Origin of the sequence: Bradyrhizobium sp. UNPA324 (genome assembly GCF_006658635.1) — a bacterium.
Classification (GTDB): Bacteria; Pseudomonadota; Alphaproteobacteria; order Rhizobiales; family Xanthobacteraceae; genus Bradyrhizobium; species Bradyrhizobium nanningense.
Genome location: NZ_LFJD01000004.1, coordinates 1,109,447 through 1,132,978, shown reverse-complemented (window position 1 = coordinate 1,132,978; position 23,532 = coordinate 1,109,447). Strand labels below are relative to the sequence as shown.

25 protein-coding genes are annotated in these 23,532 nt (G+C 64.1%); 8 read left to right on the top strand and 17 right to left on the bottom strand.

Going from position 1 to position 23,532, the window contains the following annotated elements; all coding sequences use genetic code 11:
* Positions 1 to 162: 162 nt before the first annotated feature.
* From gfa to xoxF5, 4 genes are all read right to left on the bottom strand, one after another.
* Positions 163 to 726 (bottom strand): S-(hydroxymethyl)glutathione synthase, encoded by a 564-nt coding sequence (gene gfa, locus UNPA324_RS05430; RefSeq protein ID WP_128919770.1) that lies wholly within the window; start codon positions 724 to 726, stop codon positions 163 to 165.
* 33 nt (positions 727 to 759) lie between these two features.
* A complete protein-coding gene (locus UNPA324_RS05425) occupies positions 760 to 1,869 on the bottom strand; it encodes an S-(hydroxymethyl)glutathione dehydrogenase/class III alcohol dehydrogenase (protein WP_128919771.1) in 1,110 nt (369 codons plus the stop codon).
* Between the two features lie 61 nt (positions 1,870 to 1,930).
* The gene (locus UNPA324_RS05420; protein WP_141938716.1) at positions 1,931 to 2,419 is read right to left on the bottom strand and encodes a c-type cytochrome, methanol metabolism-related; all 489 of its coding nucleotides are present in this window, start codon (positions 2,417 to 2,419) and stop codon (positions 1,931 to 1,933) included.
* Positions 2,420 to 2,530: 111 nt separating this feature from the next.
* The gene (gene xoxF5 / locus UNPA324_RS05415) at positions 2,531 to 4,333 is read right to left on the bottom strand and encodes a lanthanide-dependent methanol dehydrogenase XoxF5 (RefSeq protein ID WP_128919772.1); all 1,803 of its coding nucleotides are present in this window, start codon (positions 4,331 to 4,333) and stop codon (positions 2,531 to 2,533) included.
* 514 nt (positions 4,334 to 4,847) lie between these two features.
* On the opposite strand from xoxF5, the gene UNPA324_RS05410 reads away from it, so the two are divergent.
* The gene (locus tag UNPA324_RS05410) at positions 4,848 to 5,816 is read left to right on the top strand and encodes a helix-turn-helix domain-containing protein (RefSeq protein ID WP_128919773.1); all 969 of its coding nucleotides are present in this window, start codon (positions 4,848 to 4,850) and stop codon (positions 5,814 to 5,816) included.
* A gap of 53 nt (positions 5,817 to 5,869) precedes the next feature.
* On the opposite strand, the gene UNPA324_RS05405 is transcribed toward UNPA324_RS05410, so the two are convergent.
* From UNPA324_RS05405 to UNPA324_RS05390, 4 genes are all read right to left on the bottom strand, one after another.
* Positions 5,870 to 6,295, bottom strand: coding sequence for a hypothetical protein (locus UNPA324_RS05405; protein WP_128919870.1), 426 nt, complete (start codon positions 6,293 to 6,295; stop codon positions 5,870 to 5,872).
* 183 nt (positions 6,296 to 6,478) lie between these two features.
* Positions 6,479 to 7,408: a substrate-binding periplasmic protein gene (locus UNPA324_RS05400; RefSeq protein WP_141933859.1), complete on the bottom strand. Its 930-nt coding sequence runs from the start codon at positions 7,406 to 7,408 to the stop codon at positions 6,479 to 6,481.
* Entirely contained in the window at positions 7,405 to 7,761 is a 357-nt protein-coding gene (locus UNPA324_RS05395) for a c-type cytochrome (RefSeq protein WP_128919871.1), read from the bottom strand. The genes UNPA324_RS05400 and UNPA324_RS05395 overlap by 4 nt, the downstream gene beginning before the upstream one ends.
* Positions 7,762 to 7,773: 12 nt before the next feature.
* Positions 7,774 to 9,438, bottom strand: a complete 1,665-nt coding sequence (locus tag UNPA324_RS05390) for a methanol/ethanol family PQQ-dependent dehydrogenase (protein ID WP_128919775.1) — start codon at positions 9,436 to 9,438, stop codon at positions 7,774 to 7,776.
* A 334-nt stretch (positions 9,439 to 9,772) separates the two neighbouring features.
* On the opposite strand from UNPA324_RS05390, the gene lanM reads away from it, so the two are divergent.
* The 3 genes from lanM (at position 9,773) to pqqA (ending at position 10,951) form a co-directional block, all read left to right on the top strand.
* Entirely contained in the window at positions 9,773 to 10,165 is a 393-nt protein-coding gene (lanM, locus tag UNPA324_RS05385; RefSeq protein ID WP_141933857.1) for a lanmodulin LanM, read from the top strand.
* A gap of 140 nt (positions 10,166 to 10,305) precedes the next feature.
* Positions 10,306 to 10,644, top strand: a complete 339-nt coding sequence (locus UNPA324_RS05380) for a hypothetical protein (protein ID WP_128919777.1) — start codon at positions 10,306 to 10,308, stop codon at positions 10,642 to 10,644.
* A gap of 226 nt (positions 10,645 to 10,870) precedes the next feature.
* Positions 10,871 to 10,951, top strand: coding sequence for a pyrroloquinoline quinone precursor peptide PqqA (gene pqqA, locus UNPA324_RS05375; RefSeq protein WP_035663753.1), 81 nt, complete (start codon positions 10,871 to 10,873; stop codon positions 10,949 to 10,951).
* A 146-nt stretch (positions 10,952 to 11,097) separates the two neighbouring features.
* Here pqqA and UNPA324_RS05370 read toward each other — a convergent pair whose 3' ends face one another.
* Both UNPA324_RS05370 and UNPA324_RS05365 read right to left on the bottom strand, forming a co-directional pair.
* Complete coding sequence (locus UNPA324_RS05370; protein WP_141933855.1) at positions 11,098 to 14,247, bottom strand: efflux RND transporter permease subunit; 3,150 nt, start codon at positions 14,245 to 14,247, stop codon at positions 11,098 to 11,100.
* On the bottom strand, positions 14,240 to 15,307 hold the full coding sequence (locus UNPA324_RS05365; RefSeq protein WP_141933853.1) for an efflux RND transporter periplasmic adaptor subunit: 1,068 nt from the start codon (positions 15,305 to 15,307) through the stop codon (positions 14,240 to 14,242). The genes UNPA324_RS05370 and UNPA324_RS05365 overlap by 8 nt, the downstream gene beginning before the upstream one ends.
* A gap of 195 nt (positions 15,308 to 15,502) precedes the next feature.
* Between UNPA324_RS05365 and UNPA324_RS05360 the strand changes: the two genes are divergently transcribed.
* Positions 15,503 to 15,712 carry a hypothetical protein gene (locus tag UNPA324_RS05360; RefSeq protein WP_128919779.1) on the top strand — a complete coding sequence of 70 codons (210 nt, stop codon included), beginning with the start codon at positions 15,503 to 15,505 and terminating at the stop codon, positions 15,710 to 15,712.
* A gap of 145 nt (positions 15,713 to 15,857) precedes the next feature.
* Here UNPA324_RS05360 and UNPA324_RS05355 read toward each other — a convergent pair whose 3' ends face one another.
* From UNPA324_RS05355 to UNPA324_RS05335, 5 genes are read right to left on the bottom strand one after another with little or no spacing between them, the layout of a single operon-like run.
* Positions 15,858 to 16,205, bottom strand: a complete 348-nt coding sequence (locus tag UNPA324_RS05355) for a hypothetical protein (RefSeq protein ID WP_128919780.1) — start codon at positions 16,203 to 16,205, stop codon at positions 15,858 to 15,860.
* Between the two features lie 28 nt (positions 16,206 to 16,233).
* Entirely contained in the window at positions 16,234 to 17,028 is a 795-nt protein-coding gene (locus tag UNPA324_RS05350) for a pentapeptide repeat-containing protein (RefSeq protein ID WP_164936293.1), read from the bottom strand.
* A gap of 48 nt (positions 17,029 to 17,076) precedes the next feature.
* Positions 17,077 to 17,817 (bottom strand): ABC transporter ATP-binding protein, encoded by a 741-nt coding sequence (locus UNPA324_RS05345; protein WP_128919782.1) that lies wholly within the window; start codon positions 17,815 to 17,817, stop codon positions 17,077 to 17,079.
* Positions 17,807 to 18,544 carry an ABC transporter permease gene (locus UNPA324_RS05340; RefSeq protein WP_128919783.1) on the bottom strand — a complete coding sequence of 246 codons (738 nt, stop codon included), beginning with the start codon at positions 18,542 to 18,544 and terminating at the stop codon, positions 17,807 to 17,809. The genes UNPA324_RS05345 and UNPA324_RS05340 overlap by 11 nt, the downstream gene beginning before the upstream one ends.
* Before the next feature lies 1 nt (position 18,545).
* The gene (locus tag UNPA324_RS05335) at positions 18,546 to 19,532 is read right to left on the bottom strand and encodes an ABC transporter substrate-binding protein (protein ID WP_181769646.1); all 987 of its coding nucleotides are present in this window, start codon (positions 19,530 to 19,532) and stop codon (positions 18,546 to 18,548) included.
* 87 nt (positions 19,533 to 19,619) lie between these two features.
* Here UNPA324_RS05335 and UNPA324_RS05330 point away from each other — a divergent pair, with 87 nt between their 5' ends.
* The gene (locus UNPA324_RS05330) at positions 19,620 to 19,979 is read left to right on the top strand and encodes a hypothetical protein (RefSeq protein WP_128919785.1); all 360 of its coding nucleotides are present in this window, start codon (positions 19,620 to 19,622) and stop codon (positions 19,977 to 19,979) included.
* 125 nt (positions 19,980 to 20,104) lie between these two features.
* On the opposite strand, the gene UNPA324_RS05325 is transcribed toward UNPA324_RS05330, so the two are convergent.
* The gene (locus tag UNPA324_RS05325) at positions 20,105 to 20,923 is read right to left on the bottom strand and encodes a quinoprotein dehydrogenase-associated SoxYZ-like carrier (RefSeq protein WP_128919786.1); all 819 of its coding nucleotides are present in this window, start codon (positions 20,921 to 20,923) and stop codon (positions 20,105 to 20,107) included.
* Between the two features lie 57 nt (positions 20,924 to 20,980).
* Positions 20,981 to 21,907: a quinoprotein relay system zinc metallohydrolase 2 gene (locus UNPA324_RS05320; RefSeq protein ID WP_128919787.1), complete on the bottom strand. Its 927-nt coding sequence runs from the start codon at positions 21,905 to 21,907 to the stop codon at positions 20,981 to 20,983.
* 141 nt (positions 21,908 to 22,048) lie between these two features.
* Here UNPA324_RS05320 and UNPA324_RS05315 point away from each other — a divergent pair, with 141 nt between their 5' ends.
* Both UNPA324_RS05315 and UNPA324_RS05310 read left to right on the top strand, forming a co-directional pair.
* Complete coding sequence (locus UNPA324_RS05315) at positions 22,049 to 22,930, top strand: substrate-binding domain-containing protein (RefSeq protein WP_128919788.1); 882 nt, start codon at positions 22,049 to 22,051, stop codon at positions 22,928 to 22,930.
* On the top strand, positions 22,927 to 23,481 hold the full coding sequence (locus UNPA324_RS05310; RefSeq protein ID WP_141933849.1) for a PQQ-dependent catabolism-associated CXXCW motif protein: 555 nt from the start codon (positions 22,927 to 22,929) through the stop codon (positions 23,479 to 23,481). Before UNPA324_RS05315 ends, UNPA324_RS05310 begins: the two co-directional genes overlap by 4 nt.
* Positions 23,482 to 23,532: the final 51 nt, after the last annotated feature.

The window sequence follows — 23,532 nt, the reverse complement described above, 5'->3', positions numbered from 1 at the left end:
GTCATTCAGAGACCAGGACTGAGGGAGCTCATCACCCTCGTAGACGCGTGAGTTGCAAAGGCGGCATCGCCGCGATCGCCCCGAGGCCGGGCCCGGCCGGCTCGCTGGCCCTGGTCGAGGCCAGCGAGCGGACGGGGTTCGTTGAACGTCTGGCGGCCTTGCTTACGCCGCTTTGGCTTTGGCGACGTGGGTCGCGATCGCGTCCATCAGCGCCGGTGACAGGCAATCATAGGGCTCGAGCCCGATTTCCTTCAGCCGCGCACGAATGCCCGCCATCTGTTCCGGCTTCACGCCCGATTCGATCACGGAGGAGACGAAGGCGGCGAATTGCGGCGCCTGCGAGCCCTGCTCCTGGAACAGTTCGGGATGGATGAAGTCGAGACCGTAGAACGGGTGGCCCTTGTTCTCGATGCGGCCGTACATGTGCGTGCCGCAGGCCTTGCAAGCGTGGCGCTGGATCACCGCGGAGGGATCGACGATCTCGAGCTTGTCGCCGTTCTCGAGCACGGTGACGTTCTGGCGCGGCACCACGGCGACGACGGAGAACGTCGCGCCCTGCGGCTTCCAGCACTTGGTGCAGCCGCAGGCATGATTGTGGGCGACGTCGCCCTTGATGCCGACCTTGACCGGATGGTCCTTGCATTTGCAGACGAGCGTGCCGCCGGCAAAGCTGCCGCTGCCCTGTTTGAGGCCGTTATCGATCGAGGGATGGAGTGCAACAGTCATGGGTCGATCCTCCTTGGGGGTGACGCTTTCGAGCTAGAACACGACGACTGAACGGATGGATTTGCCCTCGTGCATGAGGTCAAAGCCCTTGTTGATCTCCTCGAGCTTGAGCACGTGGGTGATCATCGGATCGATCTGGATCTTTCCGTTCATGTACCAGTCGACGATCTTCGGCACGTCGGTGCGGCCGCGCGCGCCGCCGAACGCCGTGCCGCGCCAGTTGCGCCCGGTGACGAGCTGGAACGGGCGGGTGGCGATCTCCTTGCCGGATTCGGCAACGCCGATGATGATCGAGGTGCCCCAGCCGCGATGGCAGGCTTCCAGCGCCTGGCGCATCACCGTGGTGTTGCCGGTGCAGTCGAAAGTGTAGTCGGCACCGCCGTCGGTGAGGCCGACGAGATGCTGGACGATGTCGCCGGTGACCTTCTTGGGATTGACGAATTCCGTCATGCCGAACCTGCGGCCCCAATCCTCCTTGGCGTCGTTGATGTCGACGCCGATGATCTTGTCGGCACCGGCCATCTTGGCGCCCTGGATCACGTTGAGGCCGATGCCGCCCAGGCCGAACACGACCACGTTGGAGCCCGGCGTGACCTTCGCGGTGTTGACGACGGCGCCGACGCCGGTGGTGACGCCGCAGCCGATGTAGCAGCTCTTGTCGAAGGGGGCGTCCTCGCGGATCTTGGCGACCGCGATCTCCGGCAGCACGGTGAAGTTCGAGAACGTCGAGCAGCCCATGTAGTGGTAGACCGGCTTGCCCTTGTAGGAAAAGCGGCTGGTGCCGTCGGGCATCACGCCCTTGCCTTGCGTCGCGCGGATCGCAGTGCAGAGATTGGTCTTCTGGCTGAGGCAGCTTTTGCACTGCCGGCATTCCGGCGTGTAGAGCGGGATGACGTGGTCACCCGGCTTCACCGAGGTCACGCCGGGGCCGATCTCGCGAATGATGCCCGCACCCTCATGCCCCAGGATCGACGGGAAAATTCCCTCGCTGTCGAAGCCGTCGAGCGTATAGGCGTCGGTATGGCAGATGCCCGTCGCCTTGATCTCGACCAGGACTTCGCCGGTCTTCGGGCCTTCCAGATCGAGCTCGACGATCTCGAGCGGCTTCTTGGCTTCGAAAGCGACGGCGGCACGTGTCTTCATCGTAAACTCCTCAGATTCTCATGTGGCGCCAAGAACTAGGTCTCGGTTGGGCTCCAAACGTTCACTTCTTGCCCATGCACGAATCTTCGTTCTTGGTGTAGGTGTCGAGCTTGTCCTCGTGCTTGCCGGGTCGGGCGCGGCCCCAGGCCTCGTTGGAGCGGGCGCGCAGATAGACGTAGAGATCGTCCATGTAACAGGCGACGTTCGGGTTATCGCCGAAGGCCGGCATGACGTTCTCCGAGGCAGTCGAAATGTTCTTGCGGCCGGAGGCGACGACGCCGAGAAAGTCGGCGTAGCTCATCGTCTTCAGCGAATCCTTCAGCGCGGGCGCGTAGGTCGAGCCCATTCCGTCCGGGCCATGGCACACATGGCAGTCCGAGTGATAGCGGCGGTATCCGGAATAGGTGTACCAGTCCACGGATCCGTCGGTGACTTTGTAGGTCGGGTTGCCTTCCTTATCGAGCCATTCGCCGGTTTCGTTCTGCTTAACGGCAGTCGGGTCGCCGGAGCCGTCCGCGACGGCAACTTCCCCGGACGCGACCAAGAACATCACGGCAATGGCAGAGCAGATTTTACGCAAGAGATTTTCCTCGGAAGGCGTTCGGTGGAGACGAGCCGGCGCGTGGAGCTTGTCCACGCGCCGGAGCGATGCTGAAAAGGCCTAGTTGGGCAGCGAGAACACGGTCAGCGTACCGCCGAGTGCCGTGTAGTTGCTGAGCGCCGCGTAGCCACCGACTGCGCCGAGACCTGCGGTCGGATCGGTCAGACCTGCCGCCAGACCGATGCCGGCCCAGCCGCCGACGCCGGAGAGCACTGCGACGTACTGCTTGCCGCCGTTCTCATAGGTGGTGACGTTGCCGATGATGCCGGAGGGAGTCTTGAACTTGTAGAGCTCCTTGCCGGTCTTGGCGTCGACCGCCTTCAGGTAGCCTTCGAGCGTGCCGTAGAACACCACGCCGCCGGCGGTTGCGAGCGCACCCGACCAGACCGAGAACTGCTCCTTGTTCGACCAGACGATCTTGCCGGTCTTGCCGTCCCAGGCGATGAAGTTGCCCATGTGGGTTTCACCCTGCGGCGGATACATCGAGAGCGTCGCACCCACATAGGGCTGGCCCGCGGTGTAGCTCACCTTGAACGGCTCGTAGTCCATGCAGACGTGGTTGGTCGGAACGTAGAACAGCTGCGTGTCCGGCGAGTATGCTGCCGGCTGCTCGTCCTTGGTGCCGAGCGCGGCCGGGCAGATGCCCTTCACGTTGTGGTCCTCGCCCGCCTTGTCGGTCGAAGCTGCGTCGAGCACCTTCGGACGGCCGTAGGTCGGCGAGTTCTTGTCCATGTCGACGCCGGAGGTCCAGTTCACCTTCGGATCGTACTTTTCGGCGACCAGCAGTTCGCCGTTGGTGCGGTCCATGGTGTAGGCGAGGCCGTTACGATCGAAGTGCGTCAGCAGCTTGCGCGGCTGGCCGTTGATCGACTGGTCCGAGAGGATCATCTCGTTGATGCCGTCATAGTCCCACTCGTCGTGGGGCGTCATCTGATAGACCCACTTGGCAACGCCGGTATCCGGGTTGCGCGCCCAGATCGTCATCGACCATTTGTTGTCGCCCGGGCGCTGCTTCGGATTCCAGGTCGAGGGATTGCCCGATCCGTAGTACACGAGGTTCAGCTCGGGATCGTAGGAGATCCAGCCCCAGGTGGCGCCGCCGCCGATCTTCCACTGATCGCCTTGCCAGGTCTTGATGCTCGAGTCCTTGCCGATCGGCTTGCCGAGTGCGGTGGTCTTGTCGTCGACCAGAATCTGGTTGTCCGGCCCTTCCGAATAGCCGCGCCATGCCAGCTTGCCGGTCTTGATGTCGTAGGCCGACATATGGGCCTGGACGCCGAACTCGCCGCCGGAGATGCCGATCAGCACCTTGTCCTTGATGACCATGGGCGCCGACGTACCGGTCTCGCCCTTGCTGGGGTCGCCGTTCTTGGCGGTCCATGCGACCTGACCGGTCTTGACATCGAGTGCGACGAGGGTGGTGTCGGCCTGATGCAGGAAGATCTTGCCGTCGCCGTAGGCCAGGCCGCGGTTGACCGTGTCGCAGCACATCACCGGGATGACGTTCGGATCCTGCTTCGGCTCGTACTTCCAGACGATCTTGTTCTCCTGCGAAAGGTCAATGGCATAGACCTTGTTCGGGAACGGCGTGTGGACGTACATCATGTTGCCGATGATCAGCGGGCCGCCCTCATGGCCGCGCAGCACGCCGGTCGAGAAGGTCCAGGCAACCTGGAGCTTGCCTACGTTCTGTGCATTGATCTGGTTAAGCTTGGAATAGCGGGTATTGGCATAGTCGCCGGTCGGCATCACCCAGTCTTTCGGGTTCTGCGACATCTTGACCAGCTCGTCATTGGCTGAGGCGCTCCCGACGGCGAGAGCCGCCGCTGAGCCAAGAAAGGTCGCCAGTAGCACCTTGCGCATAGTCATTCCTCCGTTGGTCTCGTTTATTGTTTCCGTAGCAATATTGATTCACCGGGCTTGTTGTCCGGCGTCTGCTCGTGCAGGGCGGTCACGATTGGGACCAGAAACGATGCTGTGCTGTTTCCTCCTCCTGATGAGAGCCACGGGTCCACGTGCAGGAGCGGCCCGTTCTTGTTGTTCCTGCCGCAATCCCTAACGACTTCGTCATCGGGAAACTTGCCCAAGAGAGAAGCCGGTTTGCTCGACAGCGCACGGACGAAAAGATTTTGATTTTGCAGTAGCGAATTCAGCGGCTTCCGCACGGCGTCGAGGCCGCTTTCAACGGTCAGGTTCCCCTTGACGGCGCTGCAACTAAGGCGGAGGATTAACTTTCAAGGGTGGCAATGGAACGATGGCGCTCGTGCCAAGAGACCGCTCAAATTCGAGGTAAACGTCACGCAATCACGGCTGAGGGCTCCAGCAGCGCTGGTCGCGATTCGCGTCGAATCTCCGGATCAAACCAGTGGCTGGATTAATGTCCGACACCATTCACACGCTCTCGACGACCGGTATGACGCCGAAGCGCCAGATCCAGAGTTGGATCGACGGGCTGACGAGCCTGTGTGGGCATTTCGACGTCGATCCGTTGGAGGCGTCCTCGCTCGAGGGTCGCATCGATTACACGAGCGTTTCGCGCCTGAAGCTCTGCCAGATCGAGGTGAGCCAACATCGCATCGCGCACACGCTGGCGCGCGCCAAGGCCAATGAACATCCCTACATCAAGATCCACTTCCAGACCTACGGCGTGTCCTATTTCGAGCAGGAAGGCCGTCACATCGAAATCAATCCCGGCGATATCATCGCCTATGACGTCTCCTGCCCGCATACGATCATCAGCCCGGCCTTCACGCGTCACGACGTGGTGATCGTGCCGAAGGCGCTGCTGCGCGACCGCGGATTCCCCTCGCAGCGAATGCCCGCCTGCAAACTGACGGCGAAGACGGGCACGGGGCGGATCGCCCACGATTTCGTCCATGCGACCTTCGACGAGGCGGCCAAGCTGTCGGCGAACAGCGCGGTCGGCGTCGCCGATTCGCTGATCGACCTGTTGCTGTTGCCGCTGCGCGAAGCCGACACGATGTTCGACCGGGTCGGGCCCGAAGCGATGTATGTGCGCGCGCAGTTCTTCATCCGCGAGCACCTGCGCGATCCGGATCTGTGCATCGACCAGATCTCCGCCGAGCTCGGCTGCTCCAAGCGCTATCTGCACATGTTGTTCTCGGAACGCGGCACCACGGTGAGCGACTACATCTGGCAGGCGCGCTTGCAGAACTGCCGCCAGGAGCTCGAAGCTCACGCCGGCAAGACCATCACCGACGTCGCATTCTCCTGGGGCTTCTCCAGCTCATCGCATTTCAGCCGGGTGTTCCGGAAATACTTTGGCGTGGTGCCGTCCTCGATCCACAAGGCGCAGCAGGGCGCGGCGAGCTCGGGCGAGCATTAGACGGCTGCCGAAGTTGCGCCGGCGATCAAGCCGCTCCGGCGATCAAATGTCGTTCACGCCGATGCCGCAATGTAAGGAATGCTGACCAGGAGGGCGGCAAGCAACACGGCGTTGCAGAGCATTCCGCTCCAATGCAGCCGCCGCAGCCGACCCGCAGCACTGGTATCGCCGGCTTCGCCAGCGCTGAGCTGCTCGTCCATGCGCTGCATGAACCAGCGGCGCCCGCCGATCGCAAGAGCTGCAAGCAGGCCAACGCCCACAGCGGCCGCCGTGCGCCCGTCGAGTAGCAAAGCCATCGTCGCGATGATTCCGGCAACGCGCATCACCAGAAAATGGGCGTTGAACATTCCGCGCAGCAGCAGGGCGACCGGCCGGATATCGAGCTTCACCAGCAGGAAGGCGGGCGAGGCCAGCGTGAAATAGCCCATCGGAAAGAGCAGGATAACCATAACGGCGACGGCGACTGCATCCGGTGTCATGCGATCGGCCCTTGTTGTCTGCAGAGGCCCGCAATCATAGCGGGAAAATGCTTTTCCAACACTAGGCTTTGGTCGGAAACCGGGCGCCCCCGAAATGTCGGACGTGGGGCTCGTGCCCCGGACGCAGCGCAGCACTCTCAAGGCGATGCGAAGCATCGTCCGGCACATGAGATTGTTCTCCAATCACCGCTGGATGATCTTCGTCCAGACGTCGCCCAGAATGGCGGGCTCGCGCGGCGGCAGATAGGTGAGGCCCGCCTGCCTGCCGAATTCGGCGATCCTGCCCTCGGCCGCGAGGGCGCTCAGCGCCTTGTTGACGGCCTCGATCAGCGCGCCATCGCTGGCAAGCCCGACATAGCCGCGATTGGCGCCGATCGGATAGTAATAGCCCGACGCGGAGAGTGCCGTGTCGGGGTGCGCGGCGCGATGGGCGTCGAAGCGCGCAAGGTCGATCAGCGTCGCGTCATGGTCGCCGCGCTGGAGCGCGCCAAGGAGATCGTCGCGGCCGGGGACGAGATGGGTGATGCTGTCGATAAGCCGCCCCTTGTCGAAGGTCATCAGGATGGCGTCGCCGAGCGAGCCGCTTTCGATGACAAGGCGAAGGCCGGCGAGATCGCCGATGTCGCCGATCTTGCGGCCGCTTGCCTTCGGCCCGAGCACCACCGTCATCGGCGAATAGACGTAAGGCAGGCTCGGCGCGAGCACGCCGAGCGCGACGCGGCGCCGCCGATCATCGCGCGTGGCGCCGGCGAAATCCGGCAAGCGCGCCGTCTTCATCCCGGGGGCGACGAGCGAATCCCGCGTCAGCGCGTAGCCGCCAACGAGCGAGCAGCGCCCATCCGAGAGCAGTGCGTTGGCCTCGAGCTGGGGACTGGAATCCTCGTCCAGCTTGCTCTCGAACCATTGGATCGCCAGCGGCCGTCCGAGCCGCTGGGCGATCGCCTGCGCCAGCAGCACGTCGAAGCCGGCATCCGGCTTGCCGCGGTGATGCATCGAGAGCGGCGGCCGGTCCTCGTCGAGACAGATCTTCAGGGGATCGTCGGTCGCAAGCGCGACCGACGCCATCGTCGACAGAAGCGCAGCAACGCTCCATGCAACGGACCGGCTCCTCATGGCTTCCTCCGGCTGGAGATGAAGGCCCAGAGATCGCCGATCTGGTCGTCGCTGAGAATGTCGCCCCAGGGCGGCATCCTGTTGTTCTTGCCGTTCTTCACCGTGGTGACGAAGCGCGTCTTGTCGTCGGGGAAGAGACGCAGGTCCGGCGTGATGGTGCCGGAGTTCATCAGGTTCGGGCCGTGGCAGTGCGAGCATCTCTCGGCATAGGTCGACTTGCCGTGGTCGATCCGCGCCTGCATGGGATTGCCGGTTGGCTCGTCGGCGGCACGAACGGTTGCCGCAAGCGCGACCGTCAGCACCAAGGCGGCGGCGAAGATCGCCGCCGTCTCGTGAGGCATTTCTCTCAGCATCATGCCGCGGGATTACTGCTTGACCGCAAAAACCCACAGCGAGCCGCCGGGCGGCACCTTGGCAAGTCGCTCGTCGCCGGAGAACAGTGAGTAGACGCCGCCGTAGCCGCTTGTCACCGCGACATACTGCACGCCATCCTGTTGCCAGGTCACCGGCTGGCCCTCGATGCCGGACCCGGTCTGGAACTGCCAGAGCTTCTTGCCGGTGTCGGCGTCGAAGGCCTCGAACTCGCCGGTCAGGGCGCCCGAGAACACGACGCCGCCCGCGGTCGACAGCACGCCCGAGAAGCGCGGAATGTCGCTCGGGGCTTCCCATTTCGACTTGCCGGTCATGGGGTCGATCGCCTTGAGGTGACCGCGCGGCCCGTCCCCAAACTCCCAGGGATCGGTCAGGTCCATGCCGAGATACCATTCACCCTGCTTGAAGGTGACGGGCTCGGCCTTGTACTTGCCGCCGAAGTTGAGCGTGTTGGCGTAGGCAAGACCGGTCTGCGGATTGAACGACATCGGCTCCCAGTTCTTGCCGCCGAGGATCGACGGATAGACCGTCACCTTCTTGCCCTCGCGCGCGTCCTTGCTGACGTCGGTCTCGATCGGACGGCCGGTCTTCATATCGACGCCGGTCGCCCAATTGACCTTCACGTAAGGATTGGCCGCCAGCAGCTTGCCGTTGGTGCGATCGAGCACGTAGAAGAAGCCGTTGCGGTTGGCATCCATCAGCACCTTGGTCGGCTTGCCCTCGACGTTCATGTCGGCGAGGACCATCTCGGCCACGCTGTCATAGTCGAACGGATTGTTCGGCGAGAACTGGTAGTGCCACTTGATCTTGCCGGTCTTGGGGTCCATCGCCAGCACGGAGCAGGTGTAGAGGTTGTCGCCGGGACGCACCGCCGAATTGAACGGTCCGGGATTGCCGATGCCCCAATACACCGTGTTCAGCTCAGGGTCATAAGACCCAGTGATCCAGGTCGAGCCGCCGCCGAGCTTCCAGGTATCGCCCTTCCAGGTGTCGCCGCCGGGCTCGTCCGGCGAGGGGATCGAATGGGTGCGCCAGAGATGCTTGCCTGTTGCCGGATCCCAGCCGTCGATGAAGCCCCTCGTGCCGAACTCGGCGCCGGAGATGCCGGTGATGACGACGCCGTCGGCAACCAGCGGGGCCACCGTCATCGAATAGCCTTCCTTGATGTCGGCCGCCTTCTGTCGCCACAGCTCCTTGCCGTTCTTGGCGTCGAGCGCGATCACGTTGGCATCTAGCGTGGTGCGGAACACCTTTCCGTCATAGAGCGCCGCACCGCGGTTGATGATGCCGCAGCAGACGATGCGCGGCGTCTCGGCGGGATACTCGACCTTGGTTTTCCAGATCTGCTTGCCGGTCTTGGCGTCGACCGCCATGGTCGCGTTGTGCGAGGTCACGTAGATCACGCCCTGGTACACCAGCGGCTGCGATTCCTCGCTGCGATCGTCGTTGAAGGAGTAGTTCCAGACCGGGACAAGGTTCTTGACGCTGTCCTTGTTGATCTGATTCAGCGTCGAGAAGCGCTGCAGATTGTAGCCCATCCCGTAGTTGAGAACGTTCGACGTGTCGGTCGCGCCCTTGACCAGTTGCTCGGTGGTTTGTGCGCTTGCACAAGTCGATGCAAGCATGACGAGGCTCGCGGCCATCGCAAAGCGTTTCATCCGTTCCTCCCAATATGCGCGCCTTTTGACGCTGCGGGAACAACACTCCGTCGGAAACCAAAACGCGTCAATACGAAAGTCGCAAGTGTCGTGCCGATATCGCTGGTCGCTGTCGGTCACCAGACGGAAACCTTGCGGTGCACTTGTGCGGAGACGCTGAAAAAATTCCGCGCCACGAAGCAGCGCCGGGCGTAGGTCTCAGCGCGCACGGTCGAGTTCCCGGGGGGGCGTCGCGCGCGCAAGTTGCAATTCCGGACTTGAACCGGGAGCTGCTTGTGGATTTATCTCGTTGCTGGCCCGCCTCGCACCGAGGCTCTTTGTCTGGGAGGTCTTGATGATTTCGCGTCGCTCAGTTGCGCTTGCGCTCACGATCGCAATGTTGTCCGGTCCGGCGTGGTCGGCCTCCGGCAACGCCGTCAAGTTGTTCGACACCGACAATGACGGCACGCTCGATCTGGCCGAAGTGAAGAAGGCCGCCGCCGCATTGTTCGCGAAGCTCGACCCCGATCACGACGGTACGCTCGATGCGCGCGAATTGCGCGGACGGTTGACGGCGAAAGAACTCGCCGCCGCCGATCCCGACCGCGACGGGACCCTGACGCTCGACGAATATCTGTCCGTGGTCGAGCAGCGCTTCAACGCAGCCAATCCCGACAAGGACGGCACCCTGGATGCGAAGGAGCTGAATTCGCGCGCCGGCCGCGCGCTGTTGCGATTGTTGCGGTGAGCGGGGCAATCGGAACAGACGTGACGAGGGCGGCTTTTTGCGAGCATTTCCGCTCCGACACTCGGAACATCGGGCAGCTCGATCTGTTCTCCTCGCGATGTCCTGCCCGGCGCCGGGGCAGCGCGGCGGGAGAAGAGGAGATGCAGATGAACACGAAGCGTTCCGTTCTTGCCGCCTGCGCGATCCTGACGTTGAGCGCCGGCGTCGCCATCGCCGGCCCATGCAATACGGGCAGCGCCAGCACTGACAAGGATGCTGGTTCTGGTCCGGTCACCGTGGGCTCGGCGCAATCGCACTCGTCCAGCTCAGCGGGCGAGTCCAGCCAGCATCCGCCGACCAGCACGATGAATCGTGCAAGCGGCGAAACGCCGGCGTCATCCGAAGATGCGCAGCGGCAAATGCAGAGTGAGCCGACGGCGGCTCAGCAGGCCGAAGGCGCCAAGCCGAACGGCGCAGCAATGGCCGACAAGGGCTGCTGACGGCGCGATGTCGTTCGTGTCGATTCGACGCGCGGTGCGTCGCACAAGCCAGCGCCTCCCAGGTCGTGTTTGACCAAGAGAGAACTGGCTTTGTCCGAGAGAGAAATGCAGCCGTGAAGAATCGACACAGACGCGCTCGACAGACGAATCGAGGCTTGAACTGCATCTGACGCAGCCCTAGGTTTTGCGCCGCGCGATGTCGCGCTCAATACCTTGGGAGACCCGAATGGCTTGGAAAGCTCCGAAGATCGTGGAAGTGTCGGTCGGCATGGAAATCAACATGTACGCCTGCGCTTCGCGCAAGTAACGACGTGGCTTGAGAGTTCCGCGGCTTCGACGGTGAGTTCCGTCGGAGCCGCGGAAATTTTTTGGCGCTTTTTTTGGGCGCTTGTGGAGAGCTTGTTGTGACGAGTCGGCTCAATCAGAGCTGCTGCCGGATGCGAGCCCGGACCATTACAACAAGGCGAGCGCACGGTCGGCACGGCTTTTGAACTGTGCAAATCGAAGCGCAAGCGTGGGCAGGACCAGCAGGTTCAGCGCCATCGACGTCATCAGGCCGCCGAGGATGACGATCGCCATCGGTCCCTCGATTTCCCGGCCCGGTTCTCCTGCGCCCATTGCGAGCGGCAACAGGCCGAGGCCCGTCACCAGCGACGTCATCAGGATCGGAATGAGGCGGTCGGCCGCACCGTCGATAGCCGTATCGGGCCCCCATGCGCGGCCTTCGACGAGAACGAGATGCTCGTAGTGCGAAATCATGAGGATGGAGTTGCGCAGCGTGATCCCGAACAGGGTGACGAATCCGACCAGTGAGCCGAGCGATAGCAGGCCGCCGGTCGAGGCCAGCGCGAACACGCCACCGACAAACGCAAACGGCAGGTTGATCATCACCAGCAACAGGTTGCGCCAGTGGCCGGTGACCATGGCGAGCAGGACGAAAATGCCGGTCCCGGCGAGCAGCGAGTTGACGAGGAGGTCGCGCCTCGACCGCGCCTGCGCCTCGGCCGCTCCGGCGAATTCGACATGCGTCCCGGGCGGCAACTTGACCTCGCGCGCGATCTTGCGCTTGGCAGCTGCAACGAAGGATTCGAGATCGCGCCCGCTGACATTTCCCGTCACGGTCTGAACGCGCTGCGCGTTTTGATGTGGGATCTGGTTGCGCCCCGCGGTCTCGTAGACGTCGGCGACCTGCTTCAAGAGAATGTAGCCCCCGCTTGATGTGCGCACCGGCATGTCTCCGATCTGACCGATGCGGGCGCGATCATACGCGTCGAGGATCACGATCACGTTGAAGACGGCGTTGCCTTCGTAGCCCTGGCCGACGACATCGCCCTGATAGGCGGTGCGGATCAGCTCGAGGACCTCGACGGCATCGAGGCCCCAGCGCTGCAGGTCGGTTGGACGCAGCGTCACGTTAACCTGGGGGATGCCCGGCGGGGATCGCTGCTGCACCTCGATCGCACCCCTGACTTCGCCGAGCTCGCGGGCGACGTCGCGCGCGGCTGCATCGAGCAGGTCGAGATCTGGCCCGTAGATGTTGATAACCACTGCCCCCGTGAAGCCGGAGACGGTTTCCTCGACGCGCTCCGTAAGGTAAGTCTTGCTCGAGGCGACAACGCCTGGAAAATCAGCCAGTGCCGCCCTGATACGCTCTTCTGTTGCAGATTGGTCGCGGCCGGAGAGGTCCGGCTGCAGGTCGACCTCGAACTCGCTGGAATGCGGGCCGACCGTGTCGATGCCGGCTTCTGCGCGGCCTGCGTGCTGCGCTACGCTGCGCACGCCCGGAATGCCGAGGAGCGCATCCGTCATCAGCTTGCCGACCCGGAGCGACTCGTCGAGCGAGGTGCCGGGAATCAGCGAGACGTGCAGGATCAGATGGCCTTCCCGCAGATCCGGCAGGAAGGTACCGCCGAAGAACGGCAGCAGAGCGGCGCCGGCGATCGTCAGGGTCGCCGTCATTGTCATCACGAGGTTTGGGAAACGGCCGATCCGGCGCAGCAGGGCCCGGTAGTGGCATTGCGACCACCGAACGGTAGGAGGCTCGCGCAGGCGCTCTCCGCCGGACCGGCCGACCAGCAGCAGCATGGTGAGCGCAGGGGTGACTGTCAGAGCCACCGCGAGCGAGGCCAGCACCGCGAGTATGTAGGCGGTGCCGAGCGGCGCGAACAGCCGGCCGGCAATGCCGGATAGCGCAAGGATCGGGAAGAACACCAGGATCACCGCGAAGGTCGCATAGGCAACGGCAGTGCGGACCTCGAGGAAGGCCTCGAGCGCGACCCGGGCTTCGGCCCTCGGCGCAGCCGCACGGCGGTTCTCGCGCAGCCGCCGCACGACGTTTTCGACGCCGATCACGGCGTCATCGACGACTTCGCCGATGGCAATGGCGAGGCCGCCCAGCGTCATCGTATTGAGGGTCTCGCCCATCCATTGCAGTGCCAATACGGCCGCAATCAGCGACAGCGGAATGGCGGTGCAACTGATGACCGAGGTGCGCCAGTCAAACAGAAACAGGAACAGGACGATGATCACGAGCGCTCCGCCGATCAACAAGGCGTACAGCACGTTCTCGGTCGCCGTGTCGATGAAATTGGCGGGACGGAACAGGTCAGCATGGAGCCGAATCCCGCCGGCTTCGAGGCCGGGTCGCAGTTCTCCGAGCGCGGCCTCGACCCGTGCGGTGACCTCACGCGTGTTGGCGCCGTACTGTTGACTAACCATCAGCATGATGCCGGGCACGCCATTGATGAGGGCGGCGCCGATCGGCGGCTCGGGCGCGGTCACGACGGTGGCAACGTCGCCCAGAACCACGCTTGCCCCGCCCTGGTGCAGGAGAACCGTGCGGGCAAGCTGGTCGGGCGTCAGAGACTGCCCCTGGGTCTGCAACGTGATGCGCTGGTTGGTCGTGTCGACGAACCCGGCACCGCGCACGCCGGTGGCCTTGCGCGCGGCGGCGAGAACGTCGTTCATGCCGACGCGGAAGCGGATCAGATCGTCCGGCCGGACCTGCACCTGAAGCGATCTGACGTCCCTGCCATAGGTGGAGACTTGCGCCACGCCGGCCACCGCGAGCAGCCGCCTCGCCACCGACCAGTCCGCGATGGTGCGCAGGTCCATCAGCGAGCGCTTGCTCGATGTCAGGCCGACGACCAGCACGGTGCCGGCGAGCGGCGTCAACGGGGTCATTGACGGCGGCTGCACGCCCTGCGGCAGCCGCGCGGCGACGACAGCGAGGCGCTCGGTCACGAGTTGCCGCGCGCGGTAGATTTCGCTGCCCGGCTGGAAGATCACGGTGACGACGGAGAGGCCCTGGATCGATGATGAGCGCAGGCTCTCGACGCCGGCCAACCCGTTGATCGAGGTCTCGATCGGCTGCGTGACGAGAATCTCGACTTGCTCGGGACTGAGGCCGGGAGCCTCGGTCTGGATCGTGATCTGGGGAGGCGCGAATTCCGGAAAGACGCCGTATTTGGCTTCGCCGAGCGCGATCAATCCGTAGCCCAGGAGCGCACATGCTAGCGCGAGCACGATGCCGCGGAAGCGAATGGCAAAGGAGACGAGAGCGACTTGCGGCCCTGATGTGGCAGTGCCAGTGCCGTCAGTCATCGTCAGCGCCGCCCCGAAGCTCGCTTCTAGCTTCCTCGGACAACAGGACCTGCGCGCCCCGGATCACGATCTCCGATCCCGACGGAATGTCCCGGACCACGTAGTCATCATCGGAGACCGGCTGATCGGTGCTGATCGGATGCCGCTTGAACGCGCCGTTGTCGACGCGAAGGTAGACCCACGACCGCCCTTGCCACCGCACGATTGCCGTATCCTCGACGAACACGCCCTCATAAGTATTGCCCGACGGCACATAGACCGTCGTGTTCATGCCGGGCAACATTCCGCTGTTGCCGGGCGCCGAGAAGAAATAGCTCAGTCCCTGGATGCGAGTGTCGGTACGCGTCGCCGGAGACACGTATGCAAGGTCGATATTCGCGTTGCGCGTCGGCGCCTGCGCGAGCGCCGTTCCCGGAGTCCCCGTGATGGTCACGCCGGGCGGTAGCGTGACTTGGACCAGAAACAGGTCGCGTTCGATCAGCCCGACCACGACGGGCGAGCGCTCGACGATTCCCTTGCCGACGACCGGTCCCCACTCCTGCTGCGCCGTTGCCGCGAGAGTCCTGAGCTGCGACTCCGCGGCCGCGAGCGCGGCCTTGTCGGTACGGAACGTTCCCTCCGCAACCTCGGCCTCCTTTTTCGGGAGCGCCGCCGACTCTACTAGATTCCTGATTCGGTCGAACGCGCTTTTGGCAACCTCGAGCCTGGCCTGTGCCGTCTGGAGCTGGGCCTGCGCGTTGGCGTAGCTGTTCGTCAGCTCCGTGATGCGGGAGATATCCAACACCGCGCCATAGGCGCGGAATTGTTCGGGATGGGGGGCAGCTTCCAGAACGGCGGTTTCGAGGCCGATCTGGCTTTGCTGGTTTGGCTTGAGCTTGACCAACGGCTGACTGGCGTCCGGGGCTCGAGAAGCCCCCTCGCGGGCCGCATTCGGACTTTCCGGCTGTGCCGATGCTGCAAGAGAACGCTGGCCCGGTCCGCTGACCACCATGCCGGCGGCCTGCACCAGCAAGCACATGGCGACCGCGAGGCCGCGCGAAGGGGTTTTCGTAAGGACCATCAGCGTGTTAGTAGTTGCATGGAACAAGCTTATTGACGAAATGAACCGGCGGCAAGGCGCTTGGGGGCGTGCAGTTCGCGCGGCCGGCACCGCCGAAGTCATTCGCCGCCTCTTTTCACACGCTCTTGAAACCTCACGCGGCGTCAAGCGTAGCCCTCTGTGCTAACTTCGACCACTGGCCGCGAGGATCCCGGCATGAGCCCGATTGACCTGGTGTTGACTGTGTGTGCGGTACTCTCGCCTGCGACCTGCGAGGAGCAGCATCTGATGTTCAACTATGGTGGGTCGCCGCGGCAATGCGCGATGGCCGCGCCGCCCTATATCGCGCAATGGGTCGGTGAGCATCCGAAATGGCAGGCGGTGCGGTGGCGCTGCGAATATCCGCACCCCAACGACAAGGCGTGAGGCGGCTTGCGCAACCCTTAATCCCTCATGGTGAGGAGCCGCGAAGCGGCGTCTCGAACCATGCAGGCCCCGCCGCTGCAGCCGGGCCCTTCATCCTTCGAGACGCCTGCTCCGCAGGCCCTCAGGATGAGGGAGAGCCACTGCGCTACTTGGTGCAGTCCTTCAGATCCTTGTCGGCAATCGAGAACACCGCATCCGCCCTGATCTCGATATCGCGAACGACGCATTGCCGCCCGTTGGGATAGCTGACCTTGGCGTCGTAGCGGCCGGACTCGACGCCGGTGATGCGCAGCCGCTCGTCGTGGTCGACCTCCTTGTCCTTGTCGTTCAAGCACTGGTTCGGGCCCCACTCGGTCTTGCCGGCGGGTGAGAGCTGGAAGCCGGAGATCGTCTCCGTCGTCAGGTTCCAGAGCCGGATGCCTTTGCCTTTGGTCTGCGCGGCGGCTTCACCGGCACACACCAACACCGCGATCAAAACGAGACACCAACGCATCACCTCATCCTCCCCAAAGCCCGCGCCGCTATTGCCTGATCAGGCGCTCACGGTTCTTTGCCTTGTCGAAATTCTTGGCCCGGTCAAGGCCGATCGGCGCAATCAGCCTGGCGGAGGTGAGATCGGCGCCGTCGAAATCGGCGTCGATGATGGTCGTGCCGGTCAGGTCGGCGCCGCCGAGCTGAGCGTTCCTGAGCGATGCGCCGGTCAGGTCGGCCCCCTTGAGAGAAGCAAATTCGAGGTCGACCCGCGACAGGTCGGCGTTGCGCGCGTTCAACCGCGCCAGATTGGCAGATCGCAGCACGGCGCGCATTAATCCCATCGACTGGTTGCGCATGTCGGCACCGAGATGCGCATCCGCGATCGACGCGCCGACAAGGCTCGCGCCGCTGAGATCGGCCGCGATGCGCGCACCGGTGAGATCGGCGCCGTCGAGGCGAGCGCGCGCCATCTGTGACGCGAACAAATTGGCTCCCTTCAGGCTCGCGCCTGTGAGATCTGCATCCAACAGCCACGCCTGATCGAGGATCGCCCCATCAAGCCGGGCGCCGGCGAGTTTCGTCTTGTTGAGCCGTGCCGTTCGGAGAATTGCGTTGGTCAGGTCGAGACCACTGAGATCGAGCCCCGATAACCGCTTGCCGGTCAAATCGGCGGGCGCGCCGGCGCCCGCTTTGGCCAGCGTGGCCTCGACCTCCTGCCGGCTCATCTCGGCGGAGACCATGGCGGGAGAAGTCAGATCTAGGTCGCGCATCAAGTCCTGCGCGCGCGCAATTGTCGCGAGCAGAGCGAGGCCAAGCGCCGTCATGGCGATCGTTCGCTTCATCAGCAGACTCCGCTGCGACCCAATCTAGCACGCGCCTCGCGCGGTTGCCTATGAGACATCCCGCCCGGCGCGTTCGTCGCCTTGTTCCCCTTGGATGCGCCGCGCAAGCCCGGCCTTGATCGCCGCAATCTCGGCATCGGCGCGCGCGTCGCGCGGGATGGCGATAGGAACCTCGGCGAGAATGCGCGCCGGGCGCGGCGACAGGAAGAACAGTCGATCGCCGAGCCGAACGGCGTCATCGAGGCTGTGGGTGACGAGCAGCGTCATCACCGGCCGGCTGGCCACCAGCGTCGCGATCTCGTCCCGCAAGCGGCCGGCGAGCGCGTCGTCGAGCGAGGCGAGGGGCTCGTCGAGCACCAGCAGATCGGGCTCGACCGCGAAAGCGCGGGCGAGCGCGACGCGCCGGGCAAGCCCGAGCGACAACTCGCCGGGAAAGTGGCTGCGATGCGCTTCAAGCTCCAGAATCCTGAAAAGCTCCGACAGCTTCGCGTCGGTTACGTCGGGCGCAGCTAACCGCACATTCTGCTCGACCGAACGCCACGGCAGCAGCCGCGGCTCCTGAAACACCATGCCGATCCGCGCCTGCGGCGGCCGCGCGATGCGCCCCTGAAATTCGTGATCGAGGCCGAGGATGATGCGCAGCATCGTGCTCTTGCCGCAGCCGGACGGACCGATGAGCACGCCGACCTCGCCGGAGTGAAGCGCGAATTTGAGCGGCGCCAGCACCTCGTGCGTTCCGCTCGTGGCACTCCTGAACGTCTTGCCTGTGATCTCGACCTCAAGCCGCACGGGGCCGCCACCGGGTTGCGCGGGCTTCGAACGGCTGCACCAGCAAGGTTTCGATCACGAGCACGACCGCGGCGAATGTCAACGAATAGGCCAGCAGCCGCGGCGTGTCGAACAGCTGGAAGGCGACGCCGATCTCGAAGCCAACGCCGTTCGGACGTCCGAGCAGTTCGGCGACCAGCACGATCTTCCACACCAGCGACAGTCCGGAGCGGGCGGCGGCCGCGATATAGGGCGCAAGCTGCGGCAGCACGACATGGCGGAACGCGCGCCAGCGCGGCATCGCGAACACGCTCGCCATCTCGTCCAGCGAGCGGTCAAGGGCGCGGGTACCCTCGCGCAAGGTGACGACCGCGGTCGGCAGCTTGTTGATCGCGATCGCCGCGATCGCAGCGGCCTCGGTCAGGCCAGCCCAGATATAGGCCAGCACGATCACGACCAGCGCGGGCAGATTGAGCAGCAGGATCAGCCAGGGATCGCCGAGCTTGTCTGCGAGCCTGACCCGTCCCATCAGGTAGCCGATGGCGCTACCGAGCGACATCGCCAGCACGAAGGCGAGTGCGACGCGCGCCAGCGTGGCGCCGAGATGCAGGAACAGCGCGCCGGATGAGGCTTCCGCGATCATCACCTCGAGCACGGCCGGCGGGGAGGGCAGCTTCGCGCCGCCGACGAACAGCGCGGCAATCCACCAGATCAAGAGAAATAGAGCGAACGACAGAAGACGCAGCACTTCAGTCTCCGGGCACGGCGTGATAGAAGGTGCCGGGATCGAGCTCGGCTGCGGGGCCGACGAGGTCGCGGCCGCCGGTCTCAGCCAGCACGCGATACAGCACACGCGCGTCCTGTTCCTCATCAGCGATACTCCGGCGCGGAATACCGTCGCGATAGCGGTCGCGATAGGTCTTCAGCAGGCTGGCATCGCTCGTGCCGGTGAGCGGCGCGATCTTGTCCCAGGCCGCATCCGAGGTCACCAGCAACTGCTTGGCCTTGCGGGTCATCGCGATGAAGCGCGCCACGGCGTCGCGATGGCTCGCGGCCCAATTCTCGTCGAAGACGTAGCCGACCGCGGAGACCGCGCCCTTGGCGCCAAGCTTGGGTAAAATCTCTTCGATGCCGGCGAGGCGGCGAAAACCCTTGGCTTCGAGCTGGGCACAGAAATTCCAAAAATTGAGGCTCGCCTCCATCTCGCCGTCGAGCGCCTTGGCGGCGATCAGGGGCGGTGCGCCATAGACGATGGTCGCTTCCGACTTCAGGTCGATGCCATCCTGCTTCATGCGCGCTTGCAGCAGCAGCCAGCTCTTGTCGATCGCCCCGCCGGCGATGGCGAGCTTGCGTCCCTTCAGGTCGGCGAGGGACTTGATCGGCGAGGAGGCCGGCACCATCACCGCGCCGAGCGCACTGGAGTAGGGATAGAAGGTGAGCTTGGCGCCGAGCGCCCGCTCGCGCGACACCCACAGCCAGTCCGACAGGATGATGTCGGCGCTGCCCGCGCGCATCGCGATCTTGCCGGCCTCGGTGCTCGCGAGCTCGCTGACCTCCAGCGCGAGGTCCGCTTCCTTGTCGAGAGCGCTTGCGCGGATCGCGGCCAGCTCCCAGGAGAATGTTCCGGTTTTCTGCACCGCAAGGCGGATGGTCTCCGCGGCGTGGCCGGGTGCGGCCAGCGTCGTTGCGAGCGCCAATGTTCGACCAAAGGCCTTTATCACGCCAAGTGCTCTCATCACCTTGTGAGCCGTTTCCTCTGACAGAGTGCTTTTCAGGACAATACGCATAGCATAGCTTTGGTCGCAACCCGCGGGAGGATGCGCATGAAACTGGCCGGACAGCTAGGACCGATTGTCGCCGCATTGACGGTGCTGGCGGCGAGCGCGTGCGTGGCGCGGGCCGAGGAAGCCAATGATTATCCCACGGCTGCGCGCGCGGAGTATGTCTATGGCTGCATGAAAGCCAATGGCGAGAGCCGGCAGTCGATCGAGCAATGCTCCTGCTCGATCGACGTGGTGGCCTCGATCGTCCCCTATGAGCGCTATGTTACCGCGGAGACCGCGCTCAGCATGTCACAGGTGCGCGGCAATCTCGGCGTCCAGTTCCGCACCTCGGAGCAGGCCAACACGGCGGTGAATGATTTGCGGCGGGCGCAGGCTGAGGCTGAGGTGAGGTGTTTTTAACGGCCTCGTGCTTTGTACTGACCCTGTACGTCATGCCCGGGCTTGTCCCGGGCATCCACGTTCTTGCCGTCGGCCCCAAGTTCGTGGATGGCCGGGACAAGCTCCGGCCATGAGGATCGAGATGATCACGTCCCCGGCTTCTCCACATCCCACTCGTTGCGGAACACGTGTCCCTCCGTGTCCTTTGCTTCCGCGCGGAAACGCCTGGCGCCGTTGGAGACGTAGGTGAAGCGCAGATTGGGATCTTCCGAGATCGAGATGCCGCCTTCCATCGACAGCACGGGGCTGTCGCCCTGCGTCAGCTTCAGCTGGTTGATGAAGAAGGCGGGAATATAGAGCTGCGTGACCTGGTCCATCTGCAGGCCGGAATTGTTGGGATGGCCGATCATGATCTGCGCCTCGCGGATGCGGCTCGCCGGAGCCTCCTCGCGCGCGAACTGCCGGTAGCGCATCTGGCCGAGCCGGTTTTGCGCCTCTTCGGCATTCTTTCCTGCCGGCGCCGAGCAGCCGCCCGAGGCCTTCACGTAGACCTTCGAGACATAGAGCTGGCCGTCGCTGAGCTCGGCGACCGCGTGGACGTCGGTGTAATTGTTGACGCGCACGCGCGTCGAGATCTCCGTGACATTGGCATCGGAGCCGAGCTCGAACTTTGCCGCCATCGGCGCGGGATTGCGGTCGATCACGAGCGTGATCGAACGGATACGGCGGGCATCTGCGGGCGACAGCTTGCTGCGCAGCGTCACCGGCACGATGGCCGCGTCCTCGGCGCGATACGGCATCTCGATGCCGATGACGGCACTGCCGTCATTCATCGGACGGCTATTGAAGATGTCCTGCACCAGGCCCGGCCAGGGATCGTAGGCTTCTTCAGCCTGCACCGGCACAGCAAACGCGATGCCCAGCAGTGCGGCGATCAGGGACAGGCGGCGTGTCCATCGGGTCATGTGGTCTTGATCCCCCGCGTCAGCGAAGCTGATCTCCTGCTGATGATAGCGCGCTCGCTACTCCCATTCAATTTCCGAAAATGCTGCAGTTGCGTTCCGGGCGTTGTAATCGCCGAACAGCTCCCAGCGCGACCGCTCCTCAGCAGCCGCCTTGTCGGCGGCCGCTCGGATCGGCTCGCCGTTCTTGTTCAGCGCGCGGACGTCGGACAGCAGCGTTGACAGGTAACGCCGTTCATCGGTCAGCGCGGCAGGCCAGTCACTCACGGGTCCGTGACCGGGAACGACGCGTTGCGCCGGGATGGTCTCCAACTCCCTCAATGTGTCGAGCCAGCCGCGGATGCTGCCGTCCATGACCGGAATGTGGCGAAGGAAGACGAGGTCGCCCCCGAACAGGGTCTTGGTCGTCTCGTCATACACGGTCACATCGTTGTCGCTGTGCCCGGCTCGCCAGGCGCGCAAGGTCAGGCGGCGCGAGCCGAGATCGAGCGTCATCGTGTCTGAAACCAGCAGGGTAGGAGCAATGATCTTCACGGGGTCTATCAGCTCGCGCCCCATGATGCGGCGAAAATTGTCGAGATAATAGGGTCCGCGCGTCGCGAGCGCCTGAGGCAGCTTGCTATGGCCGACGAAGATCGTGTCTCCGGCGGCGAAGGCTGCGTTGCCGAAGACATGGTCGGGGTGGCCATGGGTGTTGATGACATAGCGGATCGGCTTGGGCGTGCGAGTCCTCACGGCCGCCAGCAGGGCCTCGCCTTCGCGCAAGCTGCCGCCGGTGTCGATGACAGCCACGGCATCGTCGCCCACGATGAAGCCGACATTGGCAATGTCGCCCTCGTTCTCGCGACTCATCAGGGCAATGGCCCCGGAGTGTACGAAGATTCCGGTTGCGACTTCGCTCACAGGCAATTCGGCCGTCCCGGCCCGTGCTAGCGTTGTGATCCCCAGCAGGGACAAGGCTGCGATCACTCGAGCGATGCGAGACACTTTTCCGCCTCAGTTCAAAGGGTTTACTGCATTGCACTGCAATAAAGCGAAGCCAGCAAAGTCTGGCAAGACAATGCCTGCAGGACTTGGCGCGTCATGCGTTGCATGGATAGCATTCAAACAAAACGAGGAGGAAGCGCGATGACGGAGGCCGGACGACATCGTCGCTGGTTGTTTTCACTGTGGGTCCTGGTTGCGTCCTGCGCGCTCGGCAATATCGCCATCGCCCAGACCAATGACAGCGGCGACCTCTCGTTCGAGCTGGTCGATCCGAACGTGCTGCGCGTCTGTGCCGATCCACGCAATCTGCCGTTCTCGAACGAGAAGGGCGAGGGGTTCGAGAACAAGCTGGCCGAGCTGTTTGCAGACAAGCTCAAGAAGAAGCTCGACTACGTCTTCTTCCCACAGGCCACGGGTTTCGTGCGGATGACGCTGGGTGCGCATCGCTGCGACGTCATCATGGGCTTTCCGCAGGGCGATGACATCGTGCAGGGCACCAATCCCTATTACCGCACGACCTATGCGCTGGTCGCAAAGGCCGGCAGCGGGCTCGAGGACGTCGACACGCTCGAGGACCCGAAGTTGAAGGGCAAGCATGTCGGCATCGTCGCCGGAACGCCGCCGGCGACCAACATGGCCATTGCCGGCCTGATGAGCGATGCAAAACCCTATCCGCTGATGATCGACACGCGCTACGACAATTCGGCGCAGGCCATGATCGACGACCTCGCGGCCGGCAAGATCGATGCCGGCGTGCTGTGGGGTCCCATGGCCGGCTACTACGCGAAGAAAGTCGGCTCGCTTCATGTCACGCCGCTGGTGAAGGAAACCACGGGGCCGAAGCTGGTCTACCGCATCGGCATGGGCGTGCGTCCCGCCGACCAGAACTGGAAGCGACAGCTCAACAAGCTGATCCAGGAGAACCAGGCCGAGATCAACAAGATCCTGATCGACTTCGGCGTCCCGCTGCTCGACGAGAGCGACAAGCCGCTCGGCGCTGAGACGGCCAAGAAGACGCCATGAGGCGCCTTGCCGCTGCGCTCGTCGCTGCCGCGTTGGCGGTGCCGTCGTTCGCGCAGCAGCAGGAACCGTTCGAGCCCGAGGGTTATCGCGCCGACAATTATCGCGCGCCGGTGCCGGCGACGCTCGCCGGCGCGCGCGTGCTGACCACGGCGGAAGCCGAAGCGATCTGGCGCGCGAAGGGCGGTGCGTTCATCGACGTGCTGCCGCGCCCGCCCAAGCCGAAGAACCTGCCCGCAGGCACGGTATGGCGCGATGCGCCGCGCAGGAACATTCCCGGCAGCACCTGGCTGCCGGATACCGGCTACGGCACTTTGCCGCCGGCCATGGAGGATTATTTCGAGCGCGGGCTCGCCCGTGTCTCGGGCGGCGACAAGGCCGCGCTGCTGGTGATCTATTGCCTTGCCGATTGCTGGATGTCCTGGAACGCCGCCAAGCGCGCGCTGGCCTACGGCTATTCCAACATCGCCTGGTACCCTGACGGTACCGACGGCTGGGAGCGCGCCAAGCTTCCCACGGAAGAGGCGCAGCCGGAGCCGCGGCCGGAGCAGTGAGTGTCTCGATTGGCTCCGCAGCTACATCGGCTCCGCACCTGCGGCCTCAAG

Coding starts and splice junctions, on each gene's coding strand:
- UNPA324_RS05395 (WP_128919871.1), bottom strand. CDS start 7,761: ATGCTGAGAGAAATGCCTCACGAGACGGCGGCGATCTTCGCCGCCGCC.
- UNPA324_RS05380 (WP_128919777.1), top strand. CDS start 10,306: ATGCAGATGAACACGAAGCGTTCCGTTCTTGCCGCCTGCGCGATCCTG.
- gfa (WP_128919770.1), bottom strand. CDS start 726: ATGACTGTTGCACTCCATCCCTCGATCGATAACGGCCTCAAACAGGGC.
- UNPA324_RS05425 (WP_128919771.1), bottom strand. CDS start 1,869: ATGAAGACACGTGCCGCCGTCGCTTTCGAAGCCAAGAAGCCGCTCGAG.
- UNPA324_RS05360 (WP_128919779.1), top strand. CDS start 15,503: ATGAGCCCGATTGACCTGGTGTTGACTGTGTGTGCGGTACTCTCGCCT.
- UNPA324_RS05420 (WP_141938716.1), bottom strand. CDS start 2,419: ATGTTCTTGGTCGCGTCCGGGGAAGTTGCCGTCGCGGACGGCTCCGGC.
- UNPA324_RS05335 (WP_181769646.1), bottom strand. CDS start 19,532: ATGAGAGCACTTGGCGTGATAAAGGCCTTTGGTCGAACATTGGCGCTC.
- pqqA (WP_035663753.1), top strand. CDS start 10,871: ATGGCTTGGAAAGCTCCGAAGATCGTGGAAGTGTCGGTCGGCATGGAA.
- xoxF5 (WP_128919772.1), bottom strand. CDS start 4,333: ATGCGCAAGGTGCTACTGGCGACCTTTCTTGGCTCAGCGGCGGCTCTC.
- UNPA324_RS05315 (WP_128919788.1), top strand. CDS start 22,049: ATGACGGAGGCCGGACGACATCGTCGCTGGTTGTTTTCACTGTGGGTC.
- UNPA324_RS05310 (WP_141933849.1), top strand. CDS start 22,927: ATGAGGCGCCTTGCCGCTGCGCTCGTCGCTGCCGCGTTGGCGGTGCCG.
- UNPA324_RS05390 (WP_128919775.1), bottom strand. CDS start 9,438: ATGAAACGCTTTGCGATGGCCGCGAGCCTCGTCATGCTTGCATCGACT.
- UNPA324_RS05325 (WP_128919786.1), bottom strand. CDS start 20,923: ATGACCCGATGGACACGCCGCCTGTCCCTGATCGCCGCACTGCTGGGC.
- UNPA324_RS05350 (WP_164936293.1), bottom strand. CDS start 17,028: ATGAAGCGAACGATCGCCATGACGGCGCTTGGCCTCGCTCTGCTCGCG.
- UNPA324_RS05365 (WP_141933853.1), bottom strand. CDS start 15,307: ATGGTCCTTACGAAAACCCCTTCGCGCGGCCTCGCGGTCGCCATGTGC.
- UNPA324_RS05405 (WP_128919870.1), bottom strand. CDS start 6,295: ATGACACCGGATGCAGTCGCCGTCGCCGTTATGGTTATCCTGCTCTTT.
- lanM (WP_141933857.1), top strand. CDS start 9,773: ATGATTTCGCGTCGCTCAGTTGCGCTTGCGCTCACGATCGCAATGTTG.
- UNPA324_RS05355 (WP_128919780.1), bottom strand. CDS start 16,205: ATGCGTTGGTGTCTCGTTTTGATCGCGGTGTTGGTGTGTGCCGGTGAA.
- UNPA324_RS05330 (WP_128919785.1), top strand. CDS start 19,620: ATGAAACTGGCCGGACAGCTAGGACCGATTGTCGCCGCATTGACGGTG.
- UNPA324_RS05410 (WP_128919773.1), top strand. CDS start 4,848: ATGTCCGACACCATTCACACGCTCTCGACGACCGGTATGACGCCGAAG.
- UNPA324_RS05400 (WP_141933859.1), bottom strand. CDS start 7,408: ATGAGGAGCCGGTCCGTTGCATGGAGCGTTGCTGCGCTTCTGTCGACG.
- UNPA324_RS05370 (WP_141933855.1), bottom strand. CDS start 14,247: ATGACTGACGGCACTGGCACTGCCACATCAGGGCCGCAAGTCGCTCTC.